Source organism: Amycolatopsis sp. NPDC043885 (assembly GCF_056435685.1).
This window is the reverse complement of sequence record NZ_JBWKEA010000008.1, coordinates 35,887-53,158: the sequence shown is the minus strand read 5'-3', so window position 1 is coordinate 53,158 and position 17,272 is coordinate 35,887. Positions and strand designations below refer to the sequence as shown.

Below are 17,272 nucleotides of genomic sequence, written 5' to 3'. Positions count from 1 at the left end.
TGTACCGACTCCCGGGGAAAGCGTTGCGGCCACAGGTGGATTCCGCGTCCGGCGAGCCAGGCGGCGTCCTCCTCGCCCGGCCGGGCCGGACGGACGGTGAGTTCCGGGGTGAGCGGCTCGGAGCCGGTCAGGATCGGCATGCCCGCGCGGTGGTTGGATGTCCGTCGTGGTCGACGAGAACCTGGTACGGAAGCTGCTCGCGGCACAGTTCCCGCGGTGGGCCGGACGGACGGTCGAACGGTGGCCGTCCGGTGGCACGGTCAACGCCATGTTCCGGTTGGGCGACGACATGGTCGTACGGCTGCCACTGACCAAGGGCGGCGCGAAAGACGTGGCGCTGGAGCAGGAGTGGCTGCCGCGTATCGCGTCGCGGCTGCCCACGCCGATCCCCGAGGCGCTCGGCGCGGGGCTGCCCGCCGACGGCTACCCGTGGCCATGGTCGGTGTATCGCTGGCTGCCGGGCGAGAACCCGCGGCCGGACGCGCTCGGCCGGCCCGTACCGCTGGCCGAAGACCTGGCCGAGTTCGTGCTCGCGATGCGGCGTATACCCACCGCGCAGGCGCCGAAAGCACACCGCGGCGGACCGCTCACGACACTGGACGCGGAGACGCGATCGGCGATCGAACGCCTGCGTGCGATCCCTGAGGAGAACGTCGACTGCGACGCCGTCCTCGCTCTCTGGGAGAACGCTCTGGGGATGCCCGAGCCATCGGCGGCGCCGGTGTGGCTGCACGCGGACCTGGTGCCGGGCAACCTCCTGCTGGACGGCGACCGGCTCTCCGCGGTGATCGATTTCGGCTGCATGGGCGCGGGCGATCCGGCCTGCGACCTCTTCCCGGCGTGGAACCTCTTGCCCTCTTCCGGGAGGGAAGTCTTCCGGGAGGCACTGAGCGTCGACGACGCGACCTGGAACCGCGGCCGCGCGCGGACGCTCTCGCAGGCACTGATCGCGCTGCCGTACTACCGGAAGACCAACGAGGCGATGGCGGGAAACGCGCGGCACGTGATCCAGGCGGTGCTGGACGAAATGAGTTGATCACCGGTTTACGGTGCGAGTATGACGAGGACACTCAGGCTGGCCGAGGTCACCGCCGCCAACTTCGACGCCGCGATCGAACTGAAGGTCCAACCGGAGCAAAGCCATTTGGTCGCGCCGGTGGTGAAGTCCCTCGCCGAGGCCTACGTGCATCCCGGCATCGCTTGGCCCCGTCTCATCTTCGACGGTGACCGGCTGGTCGGTTTCCTCATGGCCTTCCTGGACATCGACTTCGCCGGCGACGGCACGGGTACGGACATCCGCTCGGGCCTCTGGCGGCTCAACATCGCGGCGGGCGAACAGGGCCGGGGCTACGGTCGTTTCGCGGTCGACGCCGTGGCCGCCGAGATCCGCCGCCGGGGCGGTGACCGCCTCACCGCTTGCTGGCACCCCGGCGACGACGGGCCCGAGCGCTTCTATCTGAAGCTCGGGTTCCGGTTGACCGGGGAGATGAGCGGGGACCAGGTGGTCGGTGAGTTGGCGTTGGATCAGGGATTTCCGCCTGGTGTCACGGGTTTGGATGGGGGCAGGTGAGGTGAAGGGGGACTTTCCTCGCCCACGCCGGGGTTTCCGATGGGTGGCGGGGCGCTGTGGCTGAGGTAGGGGCGCGCGGTCGTGTCGCTAAAGAAGCTTCGCAACGTGGCGAAGGCGGGGCAGTCGCCTTGGGGGTGGGATATCGAGGGCAGGGCAAGGTGTGAACAAGCCCCTGTCTTGTAGGCATTCCGCGCTGGCCTCAAGGGCTGAGAGCCTTCGTGGGTGGGCTGGGCGGCGGGTCGGCCGTGCCCTCTGTGTCCACACTGGACACTCTGGTCGCCAGATGCCTGATTGGCGCCGCTGGGCATGCTTCTTTCTGGGGTCGTGAGTGATAAAGAGCGTTAGAACGCTCTTTATCACTCACGACGCCTTGCGAAGTGTCAAATCGGTGCTTTGACTCGGGACCACGTCTCACGTGGACAGTCAGAGATCTGGTAGGTCTCTGTGTCCGGTGTGCGACCGGGCCCGATCGGGTCGGCTTATGTCCTGAGGTGCATGGTGTTCCGCCTTGGTGTTCCGGTGGGGTCGAGGTAGGTGGGTGGGGTGAACTCCGGCAGGCCGTCTTGGGCGATCTGGACTTTCCATTCGCTGTGGTGGATCAACCGGTGGTGCTTCGTGCACAGCAGGACGAGGTTGTCGATTTTCGTTTCGCCGTGGTGGCGCCAGAAGACGATGTGGTGGGCGGTGCAGCGGGGTACGGGCATGTCGCAGCCCGGGAACGAACACCCACCATCGCGGAGGGTGAGTGCGTATTTCTGGGCGAGGGATACGGTGCGTTTGGAGCGTCCGATGTCGAGGGGTTCGCCTGCGGTGCCGAGGACGCCGGGTCGGACGCGGGCGTCGCAGGCGAGGATGCGGGCGTCAGTGGCGCTGATCGGGCCGACCAAATCGAGGTGCGCTTCGCCGATGTCCCGGATGAGGTCGTCGTAGGACATGGTGACCAGGATGTGAGTCGCCTCGCCCGCCTGGCCGGGAAGGTTGCGGCTGGTGGTCTTCAACCGCACGTAGTCGGTGAAAGCATCCCCGTAGCGTTCGTCCTGGCTGCGGGAATCCCGCACCCCGTCGATGGCCTTGTGAGGTTTGGCCATCGGATCGAGGTCGGACTTCAGGCGGGCGTAGGTTTCGAGGTCGAGTCTGGCTTTGAGGCCGAGGGTGCCGTCGCGGTGTTTGACGAACCGCAGCTCCGGGCGGGTGTCTTTGGGGTCCTCGTTGCGGGGTTCTTTCCCGTCGGGGTCGAGCTTGTCCAGCAGGCGGCGCCCGGCGCGGGCGATCTGCCGGGGCCCGGCGCGGCGGGCGAGGTCGACGAGGATCTTCTCCCCCGCACGCACGTCTTCTTCGGGGACGGAGGAGGGGATGCGTGCCAGGGTGCGGATGATGGCGTCGATCTGACTGCCGCCGATCGCGCCCTCGGCGGCAGCTTCGGCCGTCAACGGCGCCAGGGGTGGTTCGGGGTCTCCGCCGATGGACGGGCCGGGATGCAAAGCGAGGACCCGGTCGGCGCGGGCGTCGGCTTCCTTGTCGGTCACGAGGAAGTCCTCGAATATCAGGGCCGACAACGTCGAATGACCACTACACCCGCGAATCCCACGGGAATTGATTTCAGCCAGGATCGCGTTCTGCTCTGCGTCTATCTGACGTTTTTGGATCTCAAGTTCCTGTTTACGGGCATGTAGCGTCGCGGTATCGACGCGCCACCACTCGGTGGACGTCCTCGGGGATGTATCGTCGCTGGCCACGACACCGACATTACTCCGAATCGAACACCTGCGCTAGCCCAAACGGTCTAGCGGAGAAAATTGCCAAAAATGGCAGCCGCGAAGGGGATTTAAAGCAGCGAAGCGCCTTAACGGTGCGAAGAGGCTTAGTTCGCCGAGTGTCTTTCGGTTAAGCGAAAGAGGCAAGGTAGGTGCGCATCGGCCCGGTCCCGTGCTAACGTCGTCGTCGAGCCCCGTATGGGCCTACGCATGGAGGTAGCGGCTACTCGGCCACCAGAGATCGGCACACACCGTCTCTCGTTTTCAGTCATCCCCGCGTCGTGGGATGACGCCTCCATGCGATGCGCCCGAAAATCGGGTGCGTCCAGGCTTGTGTGCGCTCTTTCGGTGGCGGTTCCGCGCCCTCCTGTCGACACATCGACGGGAAAGGATCGCATTGACCGGCTTCAACGACCAGGTGATCGAAGAATTCAGGCGGAGCAAGGGAAAGCTCGGCGGCATGTTCGAGGGGTGGCAGCTGATCCTGCTCACCACCATCGGTGCCAAGAGTGGTGAGCGGCGGACGAATCCGCTGGGATATCTCGAAATCGACGGCAAGATCGTCGTCGTCGCTTCGAACATGGGGGCGCCGGCGCATCCGGGCTGGTATCACAACATCCGGCGTGACCATCGGGTCACGATCGAGACGGGGACCGAGACCTACGAGGCCGTCGCGGCAGTTCCGCCCGCGGCGGAGCGTGACGCGCTGTTCGCGAAGATCGTCGCCGTGGAGCCGGGTTTCGCCGAGTACCAGGCGAAAACGACGCGCGTGCTGCCGGTCGTGATCCTGTACCGGATCGACGACCGGGTGCGGGGGTTGGGGGACTTCCTGGTGGAGGTCCACGACTGGCTGCGGGAGGAGCTCAAGACGCTGCGCACCGGGGTGGACGACATCGTGGCCGGGCGCGCGGACGCGCTCTTCATGGAGAAGTCCCTGCGGGCGCACTGTGTTTCGTTCTGCGAGGCGTTGACCAAACATCATACCGGCGAGGACATGGGAGCGTTTCCCATGCTGGCGCAACGGTTCCCGGCGCTCGCGCCGGTGTTGACCGAGCTCGGGGAGGACCATGTCGCCGTCGCGGACCTGCAGAAGCGGATCCGGAAGCTCGTCGAGGGGTACGTCCACGGTGAGAGTGACCCCGTTCGCTTGCGCGACGAGTTCGACGCGCTCGCGGGGACGCTCGAAGCACATTTCGCCCACGAAGAGCGGACGCTCGTGGCGGCGCTCAACGTGACGGCACCCGGCTGATCGATGCGGACGCCCTGGGGTTCCGGCCCCGGGGCGTGTATCGTGGGTGATGGCGGCGCCTTCACAGCGCGACGCCGATCCGGCACGAGGCGGGTGGAATTCGCCCCCGGCCTCGCCGAAGACCGCGAATCCGCGGTCCCTTCGAAAGGGTTTCACCGTCAAAACTCACAGCACCGACAGTGCGCTGTTCAGCCACCCGCTCGACACCCAGGTCGAGCGTCACGATCCCGCGACCCCTCAAGGTGAGCGATACCGGGATCTTTTTCGCGAACCCTCTTATCCCGCACCGGAACCTTCGGCCGACGCCGTTCGTTGACCGGAGCAGACCAACGTTTTGGGTGTCGTGTTGTCCAAGCACGCTCGCGCAGAATTCGTCGCGGGCGTCGCGTTCCGTGCGTCGCGCCGTGACATCGGCTGACACCGCCGATACCAGTCCTGGCCATCGACAAGAAGCGACGATATGACTTCAGTTCTAAGACACCCGGACAGCGAAGAACGGCAGGCGCCACAGCCCCTGCTGTCCGGGGAGCAGACCACCACCGAAAACTTTCTCGTCAAGCTGTTCGCGGTGGTGCCCCTGCTGGCGCTCGCCGCCTCCGTCCCCTTCGCGTGGGGCTGGGGCCTCGGCTGGGTGGACCTCGGCCTGGCCGCCGGGTTCTACTTCCTCACCGGTCTCGGCGTGACCATCGGTTTCCACCGCTACTTCACCCACGGCGCCTTCAAGGCCAACCGCGGCCTGCGGATCGCCCTCGCGGTCGCCGGCAGCATGGCCATGCAGGGCCCGGTCATCGGCTGGGTCGCCGACCATCGGCGCCATCACGCCTTCGCCGACCGCGAGGGCGACCCCCACTCCCCGTGGCGGTTCGGCACCACCCCGGCCGCGCTGGCCCGCGGCTTCTGGCACGCCCACATGGGGTGGCTTTTCGAGCGCGAGAAGACCAACGCGCAACGGTTCGCCCCCGATCTGCTCGCCGACCGTGACATCGCCCGGATCGATCGCCTGTTCCCGCTGCTCACCGTCGTCACGCTGCTCGCGCCCGCCGTCCTCGGCGGCGTGATCACGATGTCGTGGTGGGGCGCGGTCACCGCCTTCTTCTGGGCGAGCCTGGTCCGCGTGGCGCTGCTGCATCACGTCACCTGGTCGGTGAACTCGCTCTGTCACATGATCGGCGACCGCCCGTTCGCCGCCCGCGACAAATCCGCGAACTTCTGGCCGCTCGCGATCGCCTCGATGGGCGAGTCCTGGCACAACTCCCACCACGCCGACCCCACCGGCGCCCGGCACGGCGTCCGCCGTGGCCAGCTCGACATCTCGGCGCGGCTGATCTGGCTGTTCGAGAAGGCGGGCTGGGCGACGGACGTCCGCTGGCCCAAGGCCGATCGCCTCGGCCGCAAGCTCAACCCCGGCCACTCCCTGTCACTGGGCCGGAGCGCAAGCCGGGTCTGAGCCCGTCAGCGAACCGCGCCCGCGATGGCGCCGATCAGTTCCGGTCCGTCGGACAACGCCGGATCGTTGTGATCGGCGCCGGGGACCTCGATCACCTCGGCACCGGCCGCCCGCGCCACGGCGCGGCTCTGCTCGGCCGGGACGATCGAGTCCGCGGCGCCGTACACGACGGTCACCGGTGCCTTCACCCGCGCGACGTTGTCCCTCGTCGGGAACTCGTCCCGCAGGAGCCAGCGGACCGGCAGGAACGGATAGTGCCGCTGTCCGACCGACGCGAGGTCGGCGAACGGCGAACGCAACACGAGTGCGGACGGCGGCCGCTCGACGGCCAGTTCGGTGACGACCGCGGAGCCGAGGCTCTCGCCGAAGTAGATCAGCGGCGTCCCGGCCTCGCGTACCAGGAAGTCCTGCGCGGCACGGACGTCCAGCGCGAGGCCGTCCTCGGACGGCTCTCCGGGATTGCCTCCGTATCCGCGATAGTCCAAGAGCAGCACCGAGAGCCCGCGCGCGGTCAGCGCGCGGGCCATCGGCACGCGGTACGACCGGTTCCCGGCGTTGCCCGGCGCGACCAGCACGGCCGCCTTCGCGCCGGTGACCGGGAAGTACCAGCTCGCCAGGCCCAGCCCGTCCGCGGTGGTGAGCGTGACGTCCCTGCCGCCGGGCAGGACGTCGGCGGCACCGGCGAGCGGACCTGCCTCGGGGAGGTAGATCAGCTTGCGCTGGAAGGCGAACGCGCCACCGAAGACCACACCGACGATGGTGACGGCCACCGCCAGCGTGATCAACACCCTCTTGCGCATGCTCAGGCCTTCGCCGGGGGAAGGCCGAACCGCGCGAACAGGTCCGCGTCGAGGAACGAGGTGATCTCGCGGATCCGGTCTTCGCGCAGGGAAAGCACGTTGATGGACCAGGCGCGATGGACGGCGTCGGCCGATTCGCCCAGGTAGCAGGCGACGGCGGGCTGCCCGTTGGCGGTGAGGACCTCGGTGCGCCAGCTCGGGCACCGGCCCAGCGGGACCGCGACGGCGAAGCCGGTCACGGCCTCGATGCCGCTGTACCAGCGCATGAGCGGGGGCATGGACCAGGTGACGTCCTTGGTCAGCAACGCCACGAGCGCGTCGGCGTCGCCACGTTCCAGCGCGGACGCGAAGTCCGCCGCGATCTCGCGTGTCCGGGTGTCTTCGAGCTTCCGCTGCTCCTCGGGCGCCGGGACCTTCTCGGCCACGATCGCCCGCGCGCGTTGCAGCGCGCTGTTCACCGCCGCGACCGAAGTGTCCATTGTGGACGCGATTTCGGCGGCGGAGAAACCGAGCACGTCGAAGAGCACCAGCGCGGCCCGCTGGTTGCCAGGCAGGTGCTGCAACGCGGCGACGAAGGCCAGCTCGACGGCCTCGCGCCGCTCGTACCTGGCGTCCGGCGCGTCGGGGTACGGGCCGAGCCACGCCACCTCGGTCGCCGGGGCGTCTTCGAACACGACTCGCTCGCTCGACGGGCCCAGGTCCATCGGCAAGGCCCGGTTGCCGCGGGCGGCCGCGATGTCCAGGCAGGTGCGGGTGACGATGGTGTAGAGCCAGGTGCGCATCGAGCTGCGGCCCTCGAACCGGTCCATCCCCCGCCAGGCTCGCAGGAGCGCGTCCTGCAGCGCGTCGTCGGCGTCGTGGGCCGAGCCGAGCAGGCGGTAGCAGTGGGCGTGCAGCTCGCGGCGCAACGGCTCGACCAGGCGATCGAACGCCGCGTCGTCGGTGCGCACGACGGCTACTTGGCGCGAAGCGCGGTGACGGCAGGGCTGAACATCGTCGTCTTGATCGCGGACAGCGTGCCGCGATCCTTGCCTGCCAGCGGGCGGACGAGGTCGGTCGCGTACTCCAACAGCGCGGGCTTCTCGGCGACGGCGTCGACGAGCCCCAGATCACGCGCGTCCGTCCCGCCGAACCGCCGCCCCGTGGTCATCGACGCGATCGCGGCGGCGGGAGTGAGCTTGCCCTGGATCAGCGCCGCCATCCCCGGCGTGAACGGGATGTTGATATCCGCTTCGGGGAAGCAGAAGTACCCGCGGTCGGCGCGCATCACCCGGAAGTCGTGCGCCATCGCCAGCATGGCCCCGGCGCCGAACGCGTGCCCGTTGATCGCGGCGACCGTGTGCACGCCGAGGGTGAGCACGCGGGCCAGCAGTTCGTGGACGTCGGCGACGTACTGCGCGGCCTGTGCGGGGTTGCTGGTGAGCCATTCGAGGTCGAGGCCGTTCGAGTAGAACTTCCCGGAGCCGACGGTGACCAGCACGGCCGGATCCGGATAGGCGACGACGGTGTCCAGCTGGGAATGGACGGTTTCCAGCCAGGAGGGCGAGAAGCGGTTCTCGTCGTCTCCGAGGTCCAGCAGGAACACCGGGGCGTCTTGGCGCAGGGTGGGCATGTCAGTCCTTTCGCGGGGGTGGGAGCAGGAGTATGGCGCGGACCGCGGCGGTGAGCCGGGTGCGGGAGTCTTCGGAGATCGGCTCGCCCGCGGCGAACGCGCGGCGGAACAGGGCTGTCGGCAGATCGACCACGCAGGTGGTCAGCACCTCGACGGCCTGCGCGTCCCGCCGGTCCCAGAGCCGCTCGGCGAGCCGGACCAGGAGCGCGATCAGGCGTTTGTCGAGTGCGAGGAGTTCGCCCGCGAGGTCGTCGGGGACCTGCGGGCCGAGTACGTCTTCCTTCTTGACGGTGATGAGCAGGCGGGCCGCCTCCGGCCTGCGGTCGGCGAACGCGGCCGGTGTGCCCGCCGCGGCCGTGACCGCCTCGACCGGGTCTTCCGCTTGATCCGCCAGCTCGGTCTGGAGGTCGAGGAACTCGCCCGCCGCACGGAGCCAGACGCGGGCCAGCAAGGCGCCGAGTGAGCCGAAGGCGTGGTAGATCGTGCCGTTGGACACTCCCGCGGCGGCCGCGAGGGACCGGACGGTGACGCCGTGGGCGCCCGTCTCGACGACGAGGCGTTCGGCCGCGTCGAGCAGCCTGTCCAGGTCGTGCACGCGGGGCCGGGGCATGGGGCGACAGTAACAGAGCACTTGCTCTAAAACAATAAGAGAGCGATTGCTCCAAAACGCGTCAGGCGAAGAAGTCCGCCAATACCTTCGCGAACACCTTCGGATCGGCGACGTGGCTCTGCCCCGCCACGATCCGCCTTGTCGCGTCCGGGAGCGCGGCGGCGACGGCGTCCGCGGCCGCTTCGAGGACGAGCGCGCCGCCGGACGACGCCCCGAACACCGACGCGGAGCCGCCGGCGGCCGTGATGAGCGCGTCGAGGTCTTCGAACTCCCGGTGCACCGAGTACGGCGGGGTGTCGCCGCTTTCGCCTCGCCCTTGCCTCGCGTAGTCGAGCACGGTGAACCGCCCGGCCAGTTCCGGGACGAGTGGAGCGTTCTCGGAGCCGTCGTCGAGGCCGCCGCCGACCAGGATGACGGCGGGCCCGGAGCCTGCCCGTTCGCAGGCGATCGGTGTGCCGTCCCGGGATGTGACATGGGTCACGGCGCCTCCGTCGCCAGGTTGTCACATCCGGCGAGCGGCGGGGGCCAACCCGGCGAACCATCGAGAACCCGAGGAGAAACCGAAATGACCACCGCCTATGTCATCGTCACCGTCGTCGGAGCCATCATGGCCGCCTTCTCGGCCGCCTCGATCTTCTTCCGCGCCAAGTGGGTCGTACAGCCGCTGGCCGACTACGGCGTTCCCCGCGGCTGGTGGACGCCGCTCGGCGTCGCCAAGGCGGCGGGCGCGCTCGGCCTGATCGCCGGCCTGTGGGTGCCCGTGCTCGGCGTCGCGGCCGGGATCGGCCTGGTGCTCTACTTCACCGGCGCCGTGATCACCGTGCTCCGCGCGCACTGGCCGTCGCACGCCGCGTTCCCGCTGATGTACCTGGCGCCCGTCGCAGCCTCGTTGGTGCTCGGATTCGTCGCTTGAGCACGCCGCCGCCCGGAAAGTGTCAGACGCTGCGCAGGACCGACACCACGACGCCGAGCACGCTCGCGCGGTCCCCGTCGATGACGTCGTAGGCGGGGTTGCGCGGTTCGAGGTACACGTGGCCGTCGCGGCGGCGGTAGACCTTGACCGTGGCCTCTTCGTCGATCATCGCGGCGACGATCTGGCCGGAGTGCGCCTCCTGCTGCTGCTTCACCACGACGATGTCGCCGTCGCAGATCGCCGCGTCGATCATCGAGTCACCGCGCACCCGCAGCCCGAAGACGTTGCCGCGCCCGGTGAGTTCACGCGGCAGGGTCATCACGTCGTCGACGTGCTCGACGGCCGAGATCGGCGTTCCCGCGGCGATGTCACCGACGACGGGCACCGGCACGGAGTCCTCTGTGGACGCTTTCGACGTGGTGCCGTGCAGGAAGGCGCGGACGTCGATGGGGCGGGAGATCGAGCTGCTGCGGCGGAGGAAGCCCTTCTCCTCCAAGGCCGCGAGGTGCTTCGACACCGAGGACGTCGAGCGGAGCCCGACCGCTTCACCGATCTCGCGTGTGCTCGGCGAGTATCCGTACTCCATCACCCATTCGCGGATGGTCAGCAGGATCTTCTGTTGCCGTTCCGGCAGGGAAGCGGCTTCCTCGAACAGCTCAAGATCTTGGTAGGCGGTCATCAGCGGAATGGTAGTTCGTGCAGGCCGCCGCGATCGCCGCGGTGTCCCAGTAGAACGGCCGCACCTCGGTGATGCGCCCGTCCTCGACGGTGATCGTCTGCAGGATCGGGAAGCCCAGCTCGCGGCCGGTGGCCCTGGCACGGGCGTGCACGTGGGTCAGGACGACCAGCGGGCTGGTCTCGCTCAGGAAGCTCTGCTCCACCATGTCGAAGACGTCCCAGGTGTCGCTCATCGCGGCGAAGAACCGCTCCATTCCCTCATGGCCGCGCCAGATTCCGCCGTAGGGCAGGGAATCCGCCTGGTGCAGCACCACTGCGGGGGAGAAGAACGGGGCGAGCGGCGCGAAGGCGGCCTCGCCGGGGCCGCCCGCGGTGAGGTACTCGGCTTCCGCCGCGTACATGCCCTTGAGTACGGACAGGGCGTCTGTTGTCGTTGTCACGACGACCACTGTGGTGCGCCGCGTCGCCGATCGCTGGCGGTTATCCGTCGTGGAGATCGGCCGGATGGCGGCGCGGGCGAGCCGAAAGTCCGATCCCGCGGACGGTTCCGCGAGGTTGACTCGATCGTATGAACACGAAGATCACCGCGGCGGTCCTCGCCGCCGCGACGGCCACGGTCGCCCTGTCCGGATGCGGTCTCAAGGAAGGGCTGACCGAAAAGGCGAACGGGCACGTCAAGACGGTCGGCTACGCGACCGGCGCGGAGGGCAAGCGGAACGAGGACGCCCGCCTGCCGGAGTGGGTGCCGGACGGGGCGACGTCGGTCACCGAAGTCATCCGGACCACGGGTTCGGAGCGGCTCCTGAGGTTCACCGGTGGGACTCTGCCCGCCGTCTGCGTGCCGGGGGCGGCCGCGACACAGCCTGCCACCCTCGCCGCCCAGTGGTGGCCGCAGGGACAGGAAAGCCGGACCGACAAGGTCTGCGGTGAATGGCACGTGCTGGTCCAAGGCACCGACGTGTACGCGTTCAAACCGGAAACGCTGGTGAGCAAGAGGTCTTGAGTCATTCCTCGGACGCGAGCGCGTCGGCGCAGGCGGCGAGGTCGTGGAGCAGCCGGTCCCGCTCGTCCGCCGAAAACGGCGTGAGCATCCGGTCTTGGACCGTGCGCACGACGCCGCTGGCGGCGCGGAGCCGTTCGCGTCCGGCGGGGGTGAGCGTGCTGGGCAGGGCGCGGCCCTGAGGCGCCGTCGTCGGGCGGGTGATGAGCCCGCGGTCCTGCAATCCGCGCAGGACCAGGTTCATCGACTGCCGGGTGACGAACACGGCCCTGGCCAGTTCCGCGTTGGACAGCCCCGGCCGCTGCGAGAGCACTTCGAGGCAGGAGTACTGCGGCACGGTCAGGTCGAGGGGGCGCAACGCGGTGTCCATCGCCGTCCGGAGCGCCGTCGCCGCTCGTTTCAGCATGTACCCCACCGCTTGGTCCAGAGGCCCGACCTGCTCACCTTGACTCATGTCAGCATCATGACATACGTTGGCTATGTCAACACACTGACATGGAGGACGACATGACCGTGACCGGACCCGATTTCTTCTCACTGCAGGTGCGCGACCTCGACCGTGCCGCCGCGTTCTACGAGACCCACCTCGGGCTGAGCAGGCTGCCCGTCGCACCGCCGCACGCGGTGGTGTTCGGCACGAAGACGATCCCGTTCGCGGTGCGGGAACCCGTGCCGGGCACGGATCTCGACGCCATCTCCCCGCGGCCGGGATCAGGGGTGGCGATGTGGCTGCACGCCGACGACGCGCAAGGCCTGCACGACCGGCTGGCCGACGCCGGCGTCACCATCCTCACGGAGCCGTTCGACGGGCCGTTCGGCCGCACGTTCACCTTCGCGGACCCGGACGGCTACGCGATCACCGTGCACGACAAGGCCTGAGCCCGCCTGCCGGAGCAGCGCGAGGGCCTGCGCGTCGGACGAGCCGGCGGGGGTCGTGCACACGATCAGCAACTGATCCGGTGAACGGGCGATCGACAGGGTCTGCTGGGTCACCGTGACCGCGCCGACGACCGGATGCCGTAGTTCGTAGCTCTCGGCGTCACAGGGCCGCACGCGATGGTCGCTCCAGAGCGCGACGAACTCGGGACTCTTCATCGTCAGTTCGCCGATCAGTTCCGCGAGCAGCGGGTCTTCGGGATGCCTGCCGACCGCGATCCGCAGGCTGCCGACCACCGCGCGGACCTTCCGCTTCCAGTCGGTGTACAGGTCCCGGCAGTGCGGGTCCAGGAACAGCATCCGGCTCATGTTCGGCCGTCGCGCCGGGTCGTCCGGGGCGTGGAAGTCCAGATGCCCGCCCAGCAGGGCGTGGCCGAGGGCGTTCCACGCCAGGACGTCCGAGCGGCGGCCGAGCACCAGGGCGGGAGCGTCGACGGTACCCAGGAGATCCCGTGTCTCGTCGTGGAGCGTTTCGGGCCGTGGACGGCGTGCCCGCGGGGTGCGGCGGGCGGCGGTGGCGAGCCTTTCGAGGTGTTCGCGTTCGTGGCCGTCGAGCCGGAGCGCGCGAGCGATGGCGTCGAGCACCTCGGCCGAGGCGCCGCGCGACATGCCCTGCTCCAGCCGCGCGTAGTAGGAGACGCTGACTCCCGCGAGCTGGGCCAGTTCCTCGCGCCGCAGCCCGGCCACCCGGCGGCGTGCCCCGAAATCGCGCAGGCCGACGTCTTCCGGGCGCAGCCGAGCCCGTCGCGCCTGCAGGAAGTCGCCGAGCGGGCCAGGTCCGTCCATGAACCCGAGTATCCGTGGCGTGGCCACACTCAGCCACACCCTCCCAGTGGGAGGAAAAGCGGGGCGTGGTCCGGGCGCGCACGGGCCGCCAGGCTCGGTGGCATGGACGAGATCATCATCGGAGACGTCACGGTCACCCGGGTCAAGGAGTTCTACGGTTCGCTCGGCATGACGCCGGCCGAGTTCATGCCGGACAGCCCAGGCGGCGCGTGGGACGAACACCGCGACTGGCTGGCGCCCGATTTCTGGAACCCCGAGACGAACGAGTGCCGTGCGGCGCTGCAGTCGTGGCTGATCCGCAGCGAAGGACGCACGATCCTCGTCGACACCGGGGTCGGCAACCACAAGGACCGGCCGTACGCGGCGGTGTGGAACCGCCTCGACACCGCCTACCTCGACAACCTCGCGGCCGCCGGTGTGCGGCCCGAGGATGTCGACGTCGTGGTCAACACCCATCTGCACATCGACCACGTCGGCTGGAACACGCGGCTCGACGGCCGCACCTGGGTGCCGACCTTCCCGAACGCCACGTATCTGATGCCGCGGCCCGATTTCGACTTCTGGAATCCGGCCGAAGCACACGATTCCGTGCTGGGCCGCGGAAACCAGAACGTCTTCGAGGACAGTGTCGCGCCGGTGCACGAGGCGGGGCTGACCCATCTGTGGGACGGCACGCACCGCGTCGACCGGAATCTGCGGCTGGATCTCGCGCCCGGCCACACCCCCGGCTCGTCCGTGCTCACCCTGGAATCGGGCGGGGAGCGGGCGTTGTTCGTGGGTGACCTCGTGCACACCGCGCTGCAGATCGTGGAGCCGGACACCAATTCGCCCTATTGCGAAGACCCGGCCGGCTCCCGGGCCACCCGGCACAAACTGCTCGGCCAGGCCACCGACGACAACGCTCTCGTCTTCCCGGCGCATTTCGGCGCTCAGGGCGCCGTGCGCGTCGAGCGCCGAGGATCGAAGTTCGCGATCGCGCGGTGGGCCGGGTTCTCCGCCCTCTCCTGAGGAGTTTTTCGTGTACGTGCAAGCAGAAACCCCATCCGGTGTCGTGCGCGGCCAACGCGACTCCTCCGGTGAGCTCTACCGCGCCATCCCGTACGCGGCGGCGCCGATCGGGCCCGGCCGCCTTCTCCCGCCGACGCCGCACCCGGGCTGGTCCGGTGTCCGCGACGGCACGCGGCCCGGGCCGACGGCACCTCAGCCGGTGCGCGACTTCGGCGGGCTCGACATGACCCCGTATTTCGGACCCGGCTGGGTGCGCGGTGACGAGTACCTCACCGTCGACGTCCGGACACCCGCCGCGGACGACGGCCGTCGTCCGGTCATGGTGTTCGTGCACGGCGGCGGTTTCGTCACCGGTTCGGCCCGCGCCGAACTGTACGACGGACGGGCGTTCGCGCGTGACGGCGTCGTCCTGGTGACGGTGAACTACCGCCTCGGCGTCCCCGGTTTCCTCGATCTGGAGGGTGCCCCACCCAACCGGGGGCTGCTCGACGTGCTCGCCGCGCTCGGCTGGGTGCGGGACACGGTCGCGGTGTTCGGGGGCGATCCGGACAACGTCACCGTCTTCGGGCAATCCGCGGGGGCGACGCTCACCGGCGCGCTGCTCGCGACGCCGGAGGCCAAAGGAACGTTCCGCCGGGCGATCGTCCAGAGCGGCAGCGGAACCGGCGCCTTCACACCGGAACAGGCCGCCAGGGTCACCGCGGCGGCCGCTTCCGCGCTGAGAACCGAGCCCACCGCGCGAGCGTTCGGCGAGATCCCGGACGAGCGGTTCGTGGAGATCCTGCCCGCGCTGGCCGGTCTCGATCTGCGGACCGAAACCGCCGAGGATCCGCTGGCCGGGCTGAGCCCGTTCAGCCTGGTGTCGCCGGTCCAGCCCGCCGACGGTCCTCTCGACGGCGACGTCGCGCTGCTCATCGGCACCAACACCGAGGAAGGAAACCTTTACGGCCGAACAGATCTCGGGCGGACACTGTTCGGCGCCGGTACCGAGCGGCTGGCAACGGCACACGCGCGGATCTCGGACGGCCACACCCACCGGTACTCGTTCGGCCATCGCTCGACGGCGTTGAACGGACGGCTCGGCGCCGCCCACACCGTCGAGTTGCCGTTCGTCTTCGACGTCGCCGGCGAGCCGTGGCTGCACGGGGAGACGGGCCTGCTCGGGCCCGATCCCGCCCCGGAAGGTCTCGCGGCCAGGATGCACGGCGCGTGGGTCGCCTTCGCGAGGACCGGCGACCCCGGCTGGTCCGGAGACACCGTCGAATTCTTCGGCTGACAGCGCCTGCCAGCCCGGTGCCAGCGTCGTGTGCGCCGCCTGCCAGCGGCCCGGAGCACGCTCTGGAATGTCATTCCAGAAGCGCCTCGAGGGGCACCATGAACACATCTGTCACGATCATCGGCGCCGGGCTCGGCGGCCTCACCCTGGCGAGGGTCCTGCACGTCCACGGCATCCCGTCCGAGGTCTATGAAGCGGAAGCGTCCCAGACTTCGCGTCTGCAGGACGGGATGCTCGACATCCACGACTACAACGGCCAGCTCGCCCTCCAGGCAGCCGGGCTGACCGAGGAGTTCCGCGGCATCGTCCTGGAGGGCCGTCAGGCGCTGCGCGTCCTCGAAGGGGACGGGGACCGTCCTGTTCGAACGGGGCGACGACGGCACGGGCGGGCGCCCCGAGGCGCAACGCGGGGATTTGCGGCGGATGCTGCTCGACTCGCTCCCCGAAGGCACCGTCCGGTGGGGTCGCAAGGCCGTCGGCGCCCGGACACTCGACGACGGCCGTCACGAGGTGACCTTCGACGACGGCACCACCGTCGTCGCGGGGCTCCTGGTCGCGGATCCGGCCGCTGCTCACCGACGCCGTTCCCGAGTACTCCGGCATGTCGTTCGTCGAGACCTAGCGGAGGGCGCGAGTATCAACGCCCACCGGGAAAGCGGCGACACGCTGCACGCCTACGTGGAGCTCACCAAACCGCTGGAGTGGTTCGACGCCATCGACCTCACCGACGCCGAAGCCGCCAAGGCGCGGATCGCGGCGGAGTTCGACGGCTGGTCGCCGGAGCTCACCGCGCTGATCACCGAAAGCGACGTCGCGCCGATCCATCGTCCCGCCTTCGCCTTGCCGTCCGGGCCGCGCCGGGGAAGGCGCCAACCTTGCGATGCTCGACGGCGCCGAACTCGCCAAAGCCCTCGCCGCGTGTCCCGGCGACGTCGAGACCGCCCTCGCCGAATACGAGCAGGCCATGTTCGTCCGCTGTGAAACGCCCATGGAGGAGGACTTCCTGCTCGAAAGCGTCTTCGGCGACGACATCCCCGAGCGGCTGCTGAACCTGTTCGAGGAAAGGAAGGCCTGAGTCAGGCCGTGCCGACGGCGAGGGCCTTCAGGCCGCGGACGATCGTTTCCGCGCCGGGGGCCCGGTCCGGCGCGACGAGGTGCTGCATCATCACGCCCGCGATGAGGGCGAACTGGACGGCACCCGCCGCGTCGGCGTCGGTGGCGGACAGCCGTTCGCCGAGGACCTTCCGGGCTTCGTCCTGGGCGTCGGCGAGCCGTTCGCGAAGTTCCGGGAAGCGGATGGCCTGGGTGGCGCTCTCCAGGACGGCGGTCCACAGGTCGCGCTGCTCGGTGAAGGAGTCGACAAGGCCCTGCCAGATGGTGGTGAGCGAAGCGTCCTCGGGCTCCCGCAGGCGCTCGACCACTTCGGTGGAAAGCTCGATCATGGCCTCGTTCATGAGGGCCTCTTTGGAACCGAAGTGATACCCGATGGAGCCGAGGTTCGCCCCCGAGGCCGCGGTGATGTCCCGCGCGGTGGTGTGCGCGTAGCCGCGTTCGATCAGGCAGCGCTTGGCCCCGTCGAGGAGGTCCTCTCGTTGTCCCATGCGGTGATCCTAGCGGCAGGCTGTGACAAGCG

19 protein-coding genes and 2 pseudogenes are annotated in these 17,272 nt (G+C 69.2%); 10 read left to right on the top strand and 11 right to left on the bottom strand.

What is annotated here, in order from left to right:
- The first annotated feature begins 157 nt into the window (after positions 1 to 157).
- Entirely contained in the window at positions 158 to 1,036 is an 879-nt protein-coding gene (locus AC069I_RS23295) for an aminoglycoside phosphotransferase family protein (RefSeq protein WP_478266393.1), read from the top strand.
- Positions 1,037 to 1,057: 21 nt separating this feature from the next.
- Positions 1,058 to 1,570: a GNAT family N-acetyltransferase gene (locus AC069I_RS23290; RefSeq protein ID WP_478266392.1), complete on the top strand. Its 513-nt coding sequence runs from the start codon at positions 1,058 to 1,060 to the stop codon at positions 1,568 to 1,570.
- Between the two features lie 479 nt (positions 1,571 to 2,049).
- Here AC069I_RS23290 and AC069I_RS23285 read toward each other — a convergent pair whose 3' ends face one another.
- Positions 2,050 to 3,306 carry an HNH endonuclease signature motif containing protein gene (locus AC069I_RS23285; RefSeq protein WP_478231708.1) on the bottom strand — a complete coding sequence of 419 codons (1,257 nt, stop codon included), beginning with the start codon at positions 3,304 to 3,306 and terminating at the stop codon, positions 2,050 to 2,052.
- A gap of 415 nt (positions 3,307 to 3,721) precedes the next feature.
- Between AC069I_RS23285 and AC069I_RS23280 the strand changes: the two genes are divergently transcribed.
- Both AC069I_RS23280 and AC069I_RS23275 read left to right on the top strand, forming a co-directional pair.
- Positions 3,722 to 4,573, top strand: a complete 852-nt coding sequence (locus tag AC069I_RS23280) for a nitroreductase/quinone reductase family protein (protein WP_478266391.1) — start codon at positions 3,722 to 3,724, stop codon at positions 4,571 to 4,573.
- A gap of 460 nt (positions 4,574 to 5,033) precedes the next feature.
- A complete protein-coding gene (locus tag AC069I_RS23275; RefSeq protein WP_478228508.1) occupies positions 5,034 to 6,020 on the top strand; it encodes an acyl-CoA desaturase in 987 nt (328 codons plus the stop codon).
- Between the two features lie 5 nt (positions 6,021 to 6,025).
- Here the strand turns inward: AC069I_RS23275 and AC069I_RS23270 are convergent, their stop codons facing one another.
- The 5 genes from AC069I_RS23270 to AC069I_RS23250 form a co-directional block, all read right to left on the bottom strand.
- Positions 6,026 to 6,820, bottom strand: a complete 795-nt coding sequence (locus tag AC069I_RS23270; RefSeq protein ID WP_478228507.1) for an alpha/beta hydrolase — start codon at positions 6,818 to 6,820, stop codon at positions 6,026 to 6,028.
- Between the two features lie 2 nt (positions 6,821 to 6,822).
- Entirely contained in the window at positions 6,823 to 7,770 is a 948-nt protein-coding gene (locus AC069I_RS23265; protein ID WP_478266390.1) for a sigma-70 family RNA polymerase sigma factor, read from the bottom strand.
- A gap of 5 nt (positions 7,771 to 7,775) precedes the next feature.
- Positions 7,776 to 8,432 (bottom strand): enoyl-CoA hydratase-related protein, encoded by a 657-nt coding sequence (locus tag AC069I_RS23260; RefSeq protein ID WP_219149199.1) that lies wholly within the window; start codon positions 8,430 to 8,432, stop codon positions 7,776 to 7,778.
- Between the two features lies 1 nt (position 8,433).
- A complete protein-coding gene (locus AC069I_RS23255) occupies positions 8,434 to 9,042 on the bottom strand; it encodes a TetR/AcrR family transcriptional regulator (RefSeq protein ID WP_478228505.1) in 609 nt (202 codons plus the stop codon).
- Positions 9,043 to 9,103: 61 nt separating this feature from the next.
- Positions 9,104 to 9,523: an alpha/beta fold hydrolase gene (locus AC069I_RS23250; RefSeq protein ID WP_478228504.1), complete on the bottom strand. Its 420-nt coding sequence runs from the start codon at positions 9,521 to 9,523 to the stop codon at positions 9,104 to 9,106.
- Positions 9,524 to 9,607: 84 nt separating this feature from the next.
- Here AC069I_RS23250 and AC069I_RS23245 point away from each other — a divergent pair, with 84 nt between their 5' ends.
- Positions 9,608 to 9,955 (top strand): DoxX family protein, encoded by a 348-nt coding sequence (locus AC069I_RS23245; protein WP_478228503.1) that lies wholly within the window; start codon positions 9,608 to 9,610, stop codon positions 9,953 to 9,955.
- Positions 9,956 to 9,977: 22 nt separating this feature from the next.
- Here the strand turns inward: AC069I_RS23245 and lexA are convergent, their stop codons facing one another.
- Positions 9,978 to 10,634 (bottom strand): transcriptional repressor LexA, encoded by a 657-nt coding sequence (gene lexA / locus AC069I_RS23240; RefSeq protein WP_340683553.1) that lies wholly within the window; start codon positions 10,632 to 10,634, stop codon positions 9,978 to 9,980.
- The gene (locus AC069I_RS23235) at positions 10,612 to 11,073 is read right to left on the bottom strand and encodes a nuclear transport factor 2 family protein (RefSeq protein WP_478228502.1); all 462 of its coding nucleotides are present in this window, start codon (positions 11,071 to 11,073) and stop codon (positions 10,612 to 10,614) included. The genes lexA and AC069I_RS23235 overlap by 23 nt, the downstream gene beginning before the upstream one ends.
- A 128-nt stretch (positions 11,074 to 11,201) precedes the next feature.
- Between AC069I_RS23235 and AC069I_RS23230 the strand changes: the two genes are divergently transcribed.
- Positions 11,202 to 11,636 (top strand): hypothetical protein, encoded by a 435-nt coding sequence (locus AC069I_RS23230; RefSeq protein WP_478228501.1) that lies wholly within the window; start codon positions 11,202 to 11,204, stop codon positions 11,634 to 11,636.
- A gap of 1 nt (position 11,637) precedes the next feature.
- Here the strand turns inward: AC069I_RS23230 and AC069I_RS23225 are convergent, their stop codons facing one another.
- On the bottom strand, positions 11,638 to 12,087 hold the full coding sequence (locus AC069I_RS23225) for a MarR family winged helix-turn-helix transcriptional regulator (RefSeq protein ID WP_478228500.1): 450 nt from the start codon (positions 12,085 to 12,087) through the stop codon (positions 11,638 to 11,640).
- A 53-nt stretch (positions 12,088 to 12,140) separates the two neighbouring features.
- On the opposite strand from AC069I_RS23225, the gene AC069I_RS23220 reads away from it, so the two are divergent.
- Complete coding sequence (locus tag AC069I_RS23220) at positions 12,141 to 12,512, top strand: VOC family protein (RefSeq protein WP_478266389.1); 372 nt, start codon at positions 12,141 to 12,143, stop codon at positions 12,510 to 12,512.
- A gap of 24 nt (positions 12,513 to 12,536) precedes the next feature.
- On the opposite strand, the pseudogene AC069I_RS23215 reads toward AC069I_RS23220, so the two are convergent.
- Positions 12,537 to 13,355: pseudogene (locus AC069I_RS23215) on the bottom strand (helix-turn-helix domain-containing protein); the annotation flags it as partial.
- 102 nt (positions 13,356 to 13,457) lie between these two features.
- Here AC069I_RS23215 and AC069I_RS23210 point away from each other — a divergent pair.
- From AC069I_RS23210 to AC069I_RS23200, 3 genes and pseudogenes are all read left to right on the top strand, one after another.
- Positions 13,458 to 14,363: an MBL fold metallo-hydrolase gene (locus tag AC069I_RS23210; RefSeq protein WP_478228499.1), complete on the top strand. Its 906-nt coding sequence runs from the start codon at positions 13,458 to 13,460 to the stop codon at positions 14,361 to 14,363.
- A 10-nt stretch (positions 14,364 to 14,373) separates the two neighbouring features.
- Positions 14,374 to 15,639, top strand: coding sequence for a carboxylesterase/lipase family protein (locus AC069I_RS23205; protein ID WP_478228498.1), 1,266 nt, complete (start codon positions 14,374 to 14,376; stop codon positions 15,637 to 15,639).
- 98 nt (positions 15,640 to 15,737) lie between these two features.
- Positions 15,738 to 16,714: pseudogene (locus AC069I_RS23200) on the top strand (FAD-dependent oxidoreductase).
- A 1-nt stretch (position 16,715) separates the two neighbouring features.
- On the opposite strand, the gene AC069I_RS23195 reads toward AC069I_RS23200, so the two are convergent.
- Positions 16,716 to 17,240 (bottom strand): TetR/AcrR family transcriptional regulator, encoded by a 525-nt coding sequence (locus AC069I_RS23195; RefSeq protein WP_478266388.1) that lies wholly within the window; start codon positions 17,238 to 17,240, stop codon positions 16,716 to 16,718.
- Positions 17,241 to 17,272 lie beyond the last annotated feature (32 nt).

Bases quoted from the DNA above. Each gene is read 5' to 3' on its own strand.
- AC069I_RS23295 (WP_478266393.1), top strand. From the start codon at position 158: ATGTCCGTCGTGGTCGACGAGAACCTGGTACGGAAGCTGCTCGCGGCA.
- AC069I_RS23290 (WP_478266392.1), top strand. From the start codon at position 1,058: ATGACGAGGACACTCAGGCTGGCCGAGGTCACCGCCGCCAACTTCGAC.
- AC069I_RS23275 (WP_478228508.1), top strand. From the start codon at position 5,034: ATGACTTCAGTTCTAAGACACCCGGACAGCGAAGAACGGCAGGCGCCA.
- AC069I_RS23270 (WP_478228507.1), bottom strand. From the start codon at position 6,820: ATGCGCAAGAGGGTGTTGATCACGCTGGCGGTGGCCGTCACCATCGTC.
- AC069I_RS23260 (WP_219149199.1), bottom strand. From the start codon at position 8,432: ATGCCCACCCTGCGCCAAGACGCCCCGGTGTTCCTGCTGGACCTCGGA.
- AC069I_RS23255 (WP_478228505.1), bottom strand. From the start codon at position 9,042: ATGCCCCGGCCCCGCGTGCACGACCTGGACAGGCTGCTCGACGCGGCC.
- AC069I_RS23245 (WP_478228503.1), top strand. From the start codon at position 9,608: ATGACCACCGCCTATGTCATCGTCACCGTCGTCGGAGCCATCATGGCC.
- lexA (WP_340683553.1), bottom strand. From the start codon at position 10,634: ATGACCGCCTACCAAGATCTTGAGCTGTTCGAGGAAGCCGCTTCCCTG.
- AC069I_RS23230 (WP_478228501.1), top strand. From the start codon at position 11,202: ATGAACACGAAGATCACCGCGGCGGTCCTCGCCGCCGCGACGGCCACG.
- AC069I_RS23225 (WP_478228500.1), bottom strand. From the start codon at position 12,087: ATGAGTCAAGGTGAGCAGGTCGGGCCTCTGGACCAAGCGGTGGGGTAC.
- AC069I_RS23220 (WP_478266389.1), top strand. From the start codon at position 12,141: ATGACCGTGACCGGACCCGATTTCTTCTCACTGCAGGTGCGCGACCTC.
- AC069I_RS23210 (WP_478228499.1), top strand. From the start codon at position 13,458: ATGGACGAGATCATCATCGGAGACGTCACGGTCACCCGGGTCAAGGAG.
- AC069I_RS23195 (WP_478266388.1), bottom strand. From the start codon at position 17,240: ATGGGACAACGAGAGGACCTCCTCGACGGGGCCAAGCGCTGCCTGATC.